Origin of the sequence: Paenibacillus zeisoli (assembly GCF_003994465.1) — a bacterium.
Classification (GTDB): domain Bacteria; phylum Bacillota; class Bacilli; order Paenibacillales; family Paenibacillaceae; genus Fontibacillus; species Fontibacillus zeisoli.
In genome coordinates this window covers 1289987-1302035 of record NZ_RZNX01000001.1, presented here as the reverse complement: position 1 = coordinate 1302035, position 12049 = coordinate 1289987, and the positions used below count along the sequence as shown (strand labels likewise).

Genomic DNA, 12049 nt, shown 5'->3' with positions numbered 1-12049 from the left:
GATGACGAATATTTACTTGCCAAAAAAGGGGACAACCCCACCCTCCTCGGAGCCGATTGCGCCCAGCCGTACGATTCTATCGAATGACGTACATGTAATAGACTTGCCGGAACAACTTGTATCGCGTCTCTTTGCTGTCAGTAGGGACTCGGATGCCGCTTTGTTCATGGTCATGCTGGCTGGCACAATGTATCTGCTCAGCCGGTATTCGGGTGATCGATCGATCACTGCAGCGTTCCCTGAATTTACTGTTCAAGGTCAGGTGCAGCGTCATAAGCAGCAGGCGATCGAGGTATCCGCGAGCTTGCAGGGAGAGGAAGCTTTCAAAGATTGGCTGAAGCATGTTCAGGGGCAGGCTTCAGAAGCCACCTCCGCATCAGTATTCTCCTCCAAGGGCGAGCCGCTAAAGTCAGCGCTCATCTTTATGGATACGCTGCACGGAGATAACGCTGCCGACTTCGCCTATTCCGACCTGGCATTCGGACTGTATCGCCAATCCGGCCAGCTTAAGCTGCGAATTCATTACAGTCTGGATGTATATACGGAGCAGCGAATAGCTCAAATGGCCGAACATTGGCTGAGTTTGATCCAGCAGGCTCTACAGGAGCCGGGACGGCCCATGCGGGAATTGGATTTCGTCAGCGAAGACGAGAGGCATCGTATGCTCGTTACGTATATCGATACGGAACGGGAGTTCAATAAGGAGGGACTGCTTCACCAATATTTGGAGCTTCAAGCCCTCCGGAATCCGGGCCGCACGGCTCTTCTCTGCGGAGAAGAGAAGCTTTCCTATGAATGTCTGAACCAACGGGCGAACCAGTTAGCCAGACATCTGGTGGCGTTCGGGGTTAAGCCTGATCAGCCTGTGGCCATTATGGCGCAGCGTTCCCTGCAGATGATCATCGGGATTATGGCGATATTAAAGGCGGGCGGTGCCTATGTGCCGATTGACCCGGCACATCCGAAGGAGCGTATCCGTCATTTGCTGGAGGACAGCGGAGCTGCATGGGTATTGGCAGCTCAGGACGGCCTGGAATCTATCCGCGGGCTGTGTACAGATCGAGTCGTTCTAGATCTGGAAGACTCAGCGCTCTATCAATACGACAATTCCAATCTCAATGTCGAGGTGACTTCCTCGAATCTGGCTTACGTGATCTATACGTCAGGATCTACAGGGAAGCCGAAAGGGGTTATGGTTGAGCATCGTTCCGTCATCAATCGGCTGCAGTGGATGCAGAATCAATACCCGCTCAGCGAGGATGACGTGATTCTGCAAAAAACGCCAGTTACCTTCGACGTATCCGTGTGGGAGTTGTTCTGGTGGTGCATGGCAGGAGCCTCGCTCTGCTTGCTTGAACCGGGAGGAGAGAAGGACCCTGAAGAAATTTTGCAGGCCATTGATGCTTATCAGGTCACGACGATGCATTTTGTTCCTTCGATGCTTTCACTTTTCCTGGATCACCTGGAGCGTAATGAACGCGTCCATGCTGCCGCTTCTCTGCGAAGAGTGTTCGCTAGCGGCGAAGCCCTGCAGGTTCAGCAGGTTCAGCGTTTTGAGCGGCTGATTCACCGTTCCTCGGGAACGGACTTGGTCAATCTCTATGGTCCTACGGAAGCGACGGTTGACGTGTCCTACTATGATTGTCTCGGAGCTGAGTTGACCCACACCGTTCCGATTGGGCGTCCTATCGATAACATTCGCTTATATATCCTGGATGCGGACGATCGGCTGCAGCCTGAAGGTGTAATCGGGGAATTATGTATATCCGGAGAAGGACTAGCCCGCGGGTATTGGAACCAGCCGGAGCTAACCGGGCAAAAGTTCGTAGCGAATCCATTTGAGCCAGGAAAGCTCATGTACCGAACAGGCGACCTGGCCTGCTGGCTGCCGGATGGCACGATGGAATACGCGGGTCGTATTGACCATCAAGTGAAAATCAGAGGGCAGCGAATGGAATGCGGCGAGATTGAGTATCATCTCCTGAACCATCCTGATATTCGGGAAGCCATCGTCACGGCACACCGCGATGACGCGGGTGACAGTTATCTATGTGCTTATATCGTCAGCGATCAGGCTCTAACCTCAGATCAGGTTCAGCTGTTCTTGTCTGATCAGCTCCCAGCGTATATGATCCCGGCGCATCTTGTTCGTCTGGATCACATCCCGCTTACGCCGAATGGCAAGGCTGATCGTGCCGCGCTGCCTAGGCCGGGTAAGGTTCAGCTGGCCCATACGGAACACGTGAGCCCCGCAGATGATATGGAACGCACGATTGTAAGACTATGGTCAGCTGAACTGGCGCTCACTTCTTCAGGCGTAGAGGACTCCTTTTTTATGCTGGGCGGCGATTCGATCAAGGTTATTCGGTTGATTAGTCAGGTCAACCAGGAGTTTCAAGTCCATGTGAAGTCGCGAGACTTCTATGCGAATCCGACGATCCGGGGCTTGGCCCAGTTGGTTCGTAATCATCAAGAAGTGGACGGCGTACACGAGCGGCAGGCTGGATTGGCTTCCATTGAGCGTCTGCATGCTTCGATATTGGGGGATCCCGATCAGGCCAAGGCACTTCCGAGAGATTGGACAGACCTGTATCCACTGAGCAACATTCAGCAAAGTATGGTCTTCTACTCCAGAATGCGGCCGGATGAACCGATGTACCATGATCAATTCTGCTACCAGTTCTCATCCCGTGTATTTGACCTGCAGCGATTCGGGCATGCGCTAAGTTTGATGATTAGCAAACACCCTATTCTGCGAACGACGATTCATTTATCTGCATTCCGTGAAGCGGTGCAAATCGTTCATCAGGACATGGAACCAGAACTAGTATATGAGGACATATCGGCCCAAACCAAACAGGAACAGGAACGATATCTTCATGCTTACCTGGACGTGGATTTGAAGCTCAAGTATAAGTTTGAGAACGACCGGTTGTGGCGGACTCGTCTGTACCGGGTAGATGACTCGGATTACTGCCTGATCATCTCGTTCCATCATGCCATTCTGGACGGCTGGAGCGTCGCCTCATTGATTGCGGAGTTGGTGGATACGTATTCACGACTGATCGAAGGCGAAGTGGTGGCGCCGGAGCCTTTGCAAGCAAGCTACAAGGACTATGTCGCTATACAAATGAGCCGGGTTGCATCCGAGGAATCCAGGTCGTATTGGAACAACAGACTGGCCGATTACTCGCGCAACAAGCTTCCTTTCAATTTTACATCCAGAAAAATGGATGACGTACCCGCCGGGAAAATCATCAGAGAACGCCTGGAACCTTCATTGCTGCAGGGGCTGGAGAGGAAGGCGAAGGAGCTGGGATGTACGCTAATGGAAGTGTGCTTTGCCGCCCACTTGTACCTGCTTGGCTTGTTAACGACAGAACAAGATATCGTGACCGGCTTGGTGACGCATGATCGGCCAGATGTGATGGATAGCGAGAAAGTACTCGGATGCTTCTTGAACACAGTTCCGTTCAGAACCCGGGTCGAGAAGAAGCTGAATAAGAACGATTTTATTGCAAAAATCCGCAGCCTGCTTGGAGAAGCGAAGCCGCATGAAATGTTCTTGGCCGATATCGCCGCGGCGGTAGGGGAAGGCGGGCAGCGTGACAATCCGTTCTTTGATACGCTGTTTAATTTCATTGATATGCATGTGCTGGAGAAAATGGAAGTTTCGGAGGATCGGCCAATTGGTCCGAGCAGCAATGAGATCAAGCTCAATGCCAATGAAATGACGAATACGCTGTTCGACCTAGAAGTATCCCGAACGCTGCATCAACTGCATATCCAGCTTAAATATTCGCCCAATTACTTCCATGATAATGAAATGCGTACGGCCTTTGAGATATATGTAAGGGTTCTTGAGAAGTTTGCCGATCATGAGGATACGATTCAGGCCGCCGACTGTCTGCTTGCTTCGCAAATCGAAAGAACGGTTGTCGAATTCAATCGTACAGAAGCAGATTACCCGAGAGTGATGACGCTGCATCAGTTGTTCACAGCGCAGGCAGAGCGCACACCGAACCAGGTGGCCCTTCGGTTCGAAGATCAGGAGATGACTTACCGTGAGCTTGACCATGCTTCGAATCGTATCGCGCGGTTGCTGGTGTCCAACGGAATCGGATCCGGCGATCATGTCGGTCTGCGGGTGGGCCGCGGCTTCGAGATGGTCGTATCTATGCTGGGCATTCTCAAATGCGGGGCCGCTTATGTCCCTATCGATCCTGAATTTCCGCAGAACCGAATCGCTTATATCATGGAGAATGCGCAAATCTCAGTTGTCCTCACGGACCATCCGCTTGAAGGTGTACAGGAGGCCCAGTGTATTTTGCTGCAAGAGATCGCGGATTCAGAAGAGTTCTCCTCCGAGGCGATTGACATCGTATTGGACTCATCGGAACTGGCCTATGTCATTTATACCTCGGGATCTACGGGAATGCCCAAGGGCGTCATGATTGCACATCATGCTGCTGTTAATTTGATTCATTGGGTCAACGAGACGTTCCATGTCTCCGATCAGGATCGGCTGCTGTTCATCACCTCGATGTGTTTTGATTTGTCCGTCTATGATGTATTCGGAATGCTTGCGGCAGGCGGCCAGATTGTTATTGCGAAGAAGGAGCAGGTGCAGAGTCCTGCTCAGCTCCGAAGGTTAATGGCGGAGGAAGGGATTACGTTCTGGGACTCCGTTCCGAGTACCATGAATCATCTGGTTCAGCATGTAGAGCAGATCGAGCCAGATTTGCGTAATGAAACGCTGCGGCTAGTCTTTATGAGCGGAGACTGGATTCCGGTTCAACTGCCGGAGCGGATTCGCACGATCTTCCCGAATGCCCAAGTGATCAGCTTAGGCGGCGCGACGGAAGCGACGGTATGGTCCAATTACTATCCTGTGGAGCAGATTAGCGCCTATCAAGCCAGCATTCCTTATGGCAAACCGCTCGCTAATAACTACTTTTATATCTTGGATGATGATTGCAATCCAGTTCCGGAAGGTGTCGCTGGGGAGCTCTACATTGGCGGCGTCGGCGTAGCCAAAGGTTACATGAATGATCCGGAGCGCACGGAGCGTTCCTTTATGCCTAATCCATTCCTGCCTGGCGAGGCGGAGAGGATGTACAGAACCGGCGATTTGGGGCGGCTGCTTCCTGACGGGAATATGGAATTTCTGGGGAGAAAAGATTACCAGGTGAAGATTCGCGGCTACCGCGTCGAACTCGGCGAAATCGAGAGCCAGCTGTGTAAATTGCCTTCCATCCTGGAAGCATGCGTTATCGATTTGACGGATCAGGAAGGGAACAAGTTCCTGTGTGCTTATTACGCTGCTGCCCAGGAGATTCCGGTTAGCGAGATCAAGAATCAGCTTGCAGAGGTGCTCCCTGGCTATATGGTACCAAGTATGTTCATGCAGATTCCACAGCTGCCTTTAACGCCTAACGGCAAGATCAACCGTAAAGGTCTGCCGGAACCTAAGGCGGTGTTCACGGTGAATGAGCACACTTACGTGCCTCCACGTCATGAACTGGATGAGAAATTGATCGGCATGTGGAAGTCGGTACTGAATGTGGCCGATGTAGGGATTCAGGACAATTTCTTTGAGGTTGGCGGGCATTCACTGCTGGCAGTGAAGCTGGAGCTTGAGGTAGAGAAGTACGCCAAGGTTCCGATGGATATGTTTGTGTACAACTTTCAGACGATTGAGGAGCAGTCGGACTTTCTGATTGCTAACGGGGGGCATGACCTGACATGACCACAGTCAAATTATTCTGTCTGGCGCATGCTGGAGGGTCGGCTGCTGGATACAGCCGCTGGCGCAGACAGCTCGAGCCTTGGATTGAGCTGTGCCCCCTTGAATTAAACGGACGCGGGGCGAAGGCGAATCTTCCGTTCTATGAGAGTATCCAGGAAGCCGCCACCCAGCTGTTCGATCAGCTTCAGCAAGAGGCTGGCGATCAGCCTTACGCCCTGCTTGGTCACAGCATGGGAACTTTGCTCGTATATGAGATGTGCATGCATGCCCGCAAAATGGGATTCCGTGATCCGGCCGCTGCCTTCTTTTCAGGCCGGATACCGCCTCATTTAAGTGAAGGGGGCGAGGAGCTGCACAAGCTCCCGGACGAAGCCTTCGCCGCACAGATCAAGCAGATGGGACTCAGCAGCCCGGAGTTATTTGATCATCCGGAACTGCTGAAGTTCTTCCTTCCGATCATAAGGTCGGATTATCGGTTACTCGAGACCTACACGTTCGCCGGGAACGAACGGCCGCTGAGCACGGACTTTTTCATATGGACAGGAAGAGACGATCCTTGGACAAGAGAGAACATCCATGAGTGGAGTACGCTTACGACCAAGGGATGTCAGTATCATGAATTCGAGGGCGGCCACTTTTTCATTTACGAACGAACTGGAGAAGTTCTCGCTGCGCTTCATGATGGTTTGAGAACGGTAAGAGACAAGCACATAGCCGTACAGGCGTGATGTTGGTCTGCAGACGAAGGAGGGGCCGATGAGAAAGGTTTACGAGATCCAGAACGTACGGAAAGTGTATAAAAAGGGAAAAAAACTCGCCAATGAGGATATCACTTTCGATGTGCACGAAGGCGAAATTCTAGCGATACTGGGACCTAACGGTGCAGGGAAGTCGACACTTGTGAAACAAATGGTCGCGCAGTCGAAGCCTACGTCCGGGCAAATTACCTTGTATGGGCGGGATGTCATTCGCTACTCCAGTGACGTTGCGCAGCGAGTCGGATATTATGCCCAGGAATCTTGGGCGCTTGCCAACTTGACCGTGCAGGAAGCAATCTTCTTCACCGCTAGATTAAGAGGAATCAACCGAATAGACGCGGAACACTTAACGCGGTTATGGATCGGCAAATTCGATCTGAGCAGTATTGCGGACAAAATGATCAAACGCATCTCCGGCGGCCAGAGAAGGCTTGCCGGACTTGCCGCAGTCATGGCCGGGGACCCTGAGGTGCTCATTCTGGATGAGCCGACAAATGAGCTCGATCCTGTGAAGCGCAAGCTGGTATGGGATTTGGTGCGCGAGAAGAACAGGGAACAAGGCACGACGGTGCTGCTGGTCACTCATAATGTGCTGGAGGCCGAGCAGGTCGTCGACCGTGTCGCGATTATTGACCACGGGAAGTTACAGGTCATCGATTCGATTACGAATTTGAAGAACCGGGTGGATCCGCGGCTTAAGGTGGAATTCACGCTGCTTAGCGGTTACAGGGAACAGGCGGAACAGCTGTTAAGCCAGTGGGGAGCGGTCGAAACGCTGAGTGAGAATCGCGTACAAATGCTCGTGGAGCGAGATGAAGTCAGCCGTCTCGTGTCTAATATCACAGAGCATCTGGATCAGCTGTCCTGCGAGGCTTACAAGATTGTACCGCCCAGTCTGGAAGACGTGTATATCAAGCTGGGAGGAGGAAATCGCGATGAACATCAATAGTGAAGCCGCCGCTTCCGAGCAGCATACGGCAGTTGCAGCTGTGTCAGCGCTAATACCGCAGCCGGCAGCCCGCAAAGGAATCCGTTCATTGGGCACGGAGCTGTACTATTTACTACGAATCCAGTACGCCGAAGTGCGTGAAACCTGGATCTGGGTCGTCCTCTTGGCCTCGCTATTCCCATTTTCGACCTTATTGTTCATGAAATTCTTTTTGGAGTCTCCCTCACCGGATGTGATGATGCGGATTGTCAGCGGTAATATTATTTTTCCGATTATTATCATGAGTATAAACGGGCTGGGCAACCACATATCCTGGAGTAAGCAGCAGGGCCACTTCACTTTCTATGCCTCGCTGCCGATCTCCAAGATCAATTTCCTGCTGGCGTTTATTATTCGCGGATTCCTGATGACACTGCCCTCCGTGATCATTATGACGGTTGTTGGACATTTCGTATTTCATGTCGATATTCACTTGAACCTGGGACTTATTCCGATCGTCCTGCTGGCGATCTCAGGTTCGGCGGGCTTTGGAACGCTCATCGGGTTTCTTACACCGAATCAGGATATGACCACAATGATCACCAACCTGCTGATGGTATTCCTGAATTTTCTCACCCCTGTCATGATTGATATTCATCAGCTCCCGTCCGTGCTGCAAGTGGTTTCTTATTTCTTTCCAACTACCTATGCCGCTGATGGGCTGAAGCACCTGCTGCAGGGGGTTTGGTCCTCGTCTGTCACGATTGACATGCTGGCCCTGCTGGCATTTACCTGTCTGTCCGTATGGATTGTAGTCAAAAAAATGGATTGGAGACTCGAATAGCAGGCTTAAGAATAAGGAGGGAAATTTATGAAAATTATCTCAGCTTCCATACTGTCCATTGCGCTTCTGGTCGGTTGTACGGAAAGCGCGGAGCATGCCGCGCCCGTCATAGATACCGAGGCCGTCTCTAAACCGGCGGTTTCCTCTACAATCGACACCGTAAACTTGTCAAGCCACGCCTTACAGCAGGAGATGAATGTACAGATCTATTTGCCGCCTGGATACAAAACTTCAGAACGCTATCCGGTTCTGTATATGCTGTATGGCTACGGAGGCAATGAAAGCTCCTGGTTCTCTTATCTGGGCTTGAACAATGCCGCAGACCAACTGATTCAGGCAGGCACCATAAAGCCGGTGATCATTGTGAGTCCGGCCTACGGCAACAGCTTTGGTGTCAATACGAAGCCAGGGCAAGGGGTCAACCCGGGCGGCGTGGACGAAGGCATGTACGAGGATTATTTGACGAAAGACCTCATCAAATATGTAGACCGGCATTATAGTACGATTCCTTCGAAAAAAGGACGCTATATCGGCGGAGCTTCAATGGGAGGTTACGCGGCGCTGTATTTGGCGTTCAACCATCCGGAATTGTACAGTAAAGTCGGCGGGCACAGCGCCGCATTATGGGACTACAGTCCAGCGGATCAGTTCACCGATCAGCGTGATTGGCTGTATCCGAATGAAAAGCTTAGACAGCAGAGAGATCCTCTGCTCCTTGCCGCAAGCAAGAAGTTAGCCGGGCTCAAGGTATATCTGGATGCAGGCGAGTCCGACCAGCTATCCGAAGAGGATCAAGCCTTGTACAGGATTCTCAAGACCCGGGGCGTACCTGCCGAGTGGCATACAAGTCCAGGGGGCCACGAGCTCGATTATTGGAAAAGCCAGCTGGACAATTACTTGAAGTTTTACGTCGGCAGCTAGAGAGAAAGCAGAATATTCCTGAATAAGAACATGAAGCGGAGGCTTTCTAATGATCGCACTGGATGTAGAAATTGTTCGGCAAGGTGTAAATTGTCTAGATGACGTTATTGCTACGGTGTGCAGCTGGCATCATCGACGCTACGAGCTGATGTATGCACACTCTTTAAACTTTCAATTCGATTCAGAACACACTGCCAAAGATATTGGCGAACGGATTATGGCCGACTTTAGCAATGATTATTTGCCTTTAATCGAAAAGTTTCATGGGCTTCATTGCGAAATGCATTTGAATCAGCCTATTAGTCAGGGAATTCAGATGATCACCGAGCAGCTTCAAGCTGGTAATCCGCTGCTAATTCTACTAGATTGCTTCTGGATTCCTTGGACGGACAAATATCAGATCATACACGACTACGGTCATACGATGCTCGGGGTCGGATTTGATACAAATACGAATGAATTACTCGTGACCGATCCCTTTTTTGAGAAAAAATCCATTCCTATCTCTTATGAACAGCTTGAACATGGCTATTATGGATGTGTAACGGTTACACCGGTCGACAACCATTTGACTGTCTATGAAGATATCCTGAATGAGCTCAGCATGACTTTACAGGAATGGCTGCAAACGAGGGAAACGGTGCAGGCCATTCAAGCTTTTGCCCAAGAGACAGGCTCCCTTCCTTTTGAGCCTGATGCTGCAGCGGAAGCCATGCTGTCGACATCGCCCTTATTTGTGAATTTAGGGAGAGTTTCGAGTGGAAGAAATAGCTATGGCAAGCTGCTGCATTATTTGCATGAAACCTATGAAGATGAGAGATTTGAAAAGCTGGAAGAGGAGTTAAAGGTTCTCTCATTCCAGTGGTCCTCCGTCCGGGGTTTCTTGATGAAGATGGCCATGGTCGATGAGGCCTCCATGCATGCTTACTTAAAGGAAAATACGGTGAAAAAACTGACCGATATTGCTAATAAAGAAGTGGAAGTTATGGAGCGGCTCTTGACGCTGTATAGAATACCGGGTGAAGCTAGTCTATTAGAAGCGGAAAGGTACAGCGCCGCGGCTGTGGAGCATCAAGAGGATACCATTACGGTGAACCATCATGTGGATTTGAGCCGCTATTTCAACAATCGAGGATTCGGCTGCGAAGAGCGTCCAGCCGAGTTTGACTCCAGCGGGTACTATTTGCCTTTGTCAGGGAGCCCGCTTGGAACGCATCTTCTCCTTGACGACATGTCATTTAACATGAATCTAGCTGGAGAATATAACGAATATGACAACATTGCTTGTTATGGTCAAGAAGTAGAACTGGAAGGGAAGAAAGGGCACTTCCTAACGATACTCGGCTGCAGTGAAATGGGCAGCTTTTTGGACCAGCTTACCGTTAAGTATGAAGACGGAACTAAAGACACGCTGAATTTTGGCTTTAGCGATTGGTGGAACTTCCATGCAGTCAATAACGAGCGGGTTGCCTGGAGTGGACCGCCTGCGCAAAAAGAGCAGGGATTGATTAACCATAAAGTGCATCTTTACGCCGCGAAGCTGAGGCTGCAACCGGATCGCCCGGTTCAGTCGCTTGTGCTCCCGATGATGCCTAATATCCATATTTTTGCGTTAACGATAGGAACGACGTAGGAACAGTACTCGGGCTGTTAAATGGGAAAAGGAATAAGAAGACCCGGACACCATAATTAAATGGTGTCCGGGTCTTCTTTAATTAGCCACACCTGAGTGTGAAAAATCCATATGTGGTTGAAGAAGTAGACTCGGATAGAAAGAAATTTGCTATAATTAGTATAACGTTAAGGAATGCGCTTACATATTGTAGGGTCTAACATTTGAACACAACATAATTTTATATATTTGTGAGGAAAGATATGGACTACATTTCAAGTAAGGAAGCCGTGTTTAAGACAAAACAATGGCTTAACAATACGCTAGCAGCGGGACGTCGTCATTCCGTTGCTCTTAGAACTGATGGAACGGTAACAGCGGTGGGTGATAACAAATACGGTCAATGTAATGTCAGCGATTGGTACCCTATCGTTGCGGTTGATGCTGGTAATGTTCACATGGCAACGAACACAGGGAATGCTCATACCGTGGGTCTTAAATCTAATGGTACGGTGGTGGCTGTGGGCTGGAATAGGCACAACCAATGCGATGTCTGCGACTGGCGCGATATTGTCGCAGTTGCAGCAGGTTGGTGCCGTACCATTGGGGTTAAATCGGATGGCACGGTAGTGGCTGTGGGTCGAAATCATGAAGGCGAATGCGACGTAAGCAGCTGGCAGGATATTGGAGCGGTTGCGGCGGGTGACTGGCATACAGTTGGTCTAAAATTAGACGGAACGGTAACGGCAGTTGGTAACAACAGGTATTGTCAATGCGAGGTAGGTGGCTGGCAGGGCATGGTGGCTGTCTCGGCCGGTTATCTTCATACTGTTGGACTTAATATGGACGGCAAGGTTATGGCTACGGGATTGAATAAGCATGACCAATGCAAAGTAAGCGACTGGCGCGATATTGTTGCAGTTGCGGCGGGTAGTTATCATACTGTGGGTCTTAAATCTGATGGAACGGTAGTGGCTGTGGGGTTGAATAAGCATGGCCAATGTGATGTAAGTGGTTGGCATGACATGAGGGCTATTGCAGCGGGCTGTGCCCATACTCTCGGACTTAAATCTGACGGTACCGTTGTGGCTGTGGGCGAGAATAATTATGGACAATGTGATGTAAGCAGATGGAGCAGCATCCATGTTAATAATTAACAAACCCATAACATAAAGAAATTTTCGTTATCGTCGATAAAGGAAGTATCGTCCAAAATGCGGTTTGTAAATTTCACACG

General features: G+C 50.4%; 7 protein-coding genes. All 7 read left to right on the top strand.

The genetic code is table 11. From position 1 onward, the window contains the following. The first annotated feature begins 1 nt into the window (after nt 1). The 7 genes from EJP77_RS06060 (at nt 2) to EJP77_RS06030 (ending at nt 11969) form a co-directional block, all read left to right on the top strand. Nucleotides 2-5749 (top strand): non-ribosomal peptide synthetase, encoded by a 5748-nt coding sequence (locus EJP77_RS06060; RefSeq protein WP_127198221.1) that lies wholly within the window; start codon nt 2-4, stop codon nt 5747-5749. Next, complete coding sequence (locus tag EJP77_RS06055) at nt 5746-6477, top strand: thioesterase II family protein (protein WP_127198220.1); 732 nt, start codon at nt 5746-5748, stop codon at nt 6475-6477. Before EJP77_RS06060 ends, EJP77_RS06055 begins: the two co-directional genes overlap by 4 nt. Nucleotides 6478-6505: 28 nt before the next feature. Next, a complete protein-coding gene (locus EJP77_RS06050) occupies nt 6506-7456 on the top strand; it encodes an ABC transporter ATP-binding protein (RefSeq protein WP_127198219.1) in 951 nt (316 codons plus the stop codon). Then, the gene (locus EJP77_RS06045; protein WP_127198218.1) at nt 7443-8279 is read left to right on the top strand and encodes an ABC transporter permease; all 837 of its coding nucleotides are present in this window, start codon (nt 7443-7445) and stop codon (nt 8277-8279) included. The genes EJP77_RS06050 and EJP77_RS06045 overlap by 14 nt, the downstream gene beginning before the upstream one ends. 27 nt (nt 8280-8306) lie before the next feature. Beyond that, nucleotides 8307-9200, top strand: a complete 894-nt coding sequence (locus tag EJP77_RS06040; protein ID WP_127198217.1) for an alpha/beta hydrolase — start codon at nt 8307-8309, stop codon at nt 9198-9200. Between the two features lie 49 nt (nt 9201-9249). Continuing rightward, entirely contained in the window at nt 9250-10833 is a 1584-nt protein-coding gene (locus EJP77_RS06035) for a cysteine peptidase family C39 domain-containing protein (RefSeq protein ID WP_127198216.1), read from the top strand. Nucleotides 10834-11075: 242 nt separating this feature from the next. Continuing rightward, complete coding sequence (locus EJP77_RS06030; protein ID WP_127198215.1) at nt 11076-11969, top strand: RCC1 domain-containing protein; 894 nt, start codon at nt 11076-11078, stop codon at nt 11967-11969. Nucleotides 11970-12049 lie beyond the last annotated feature (80 nt).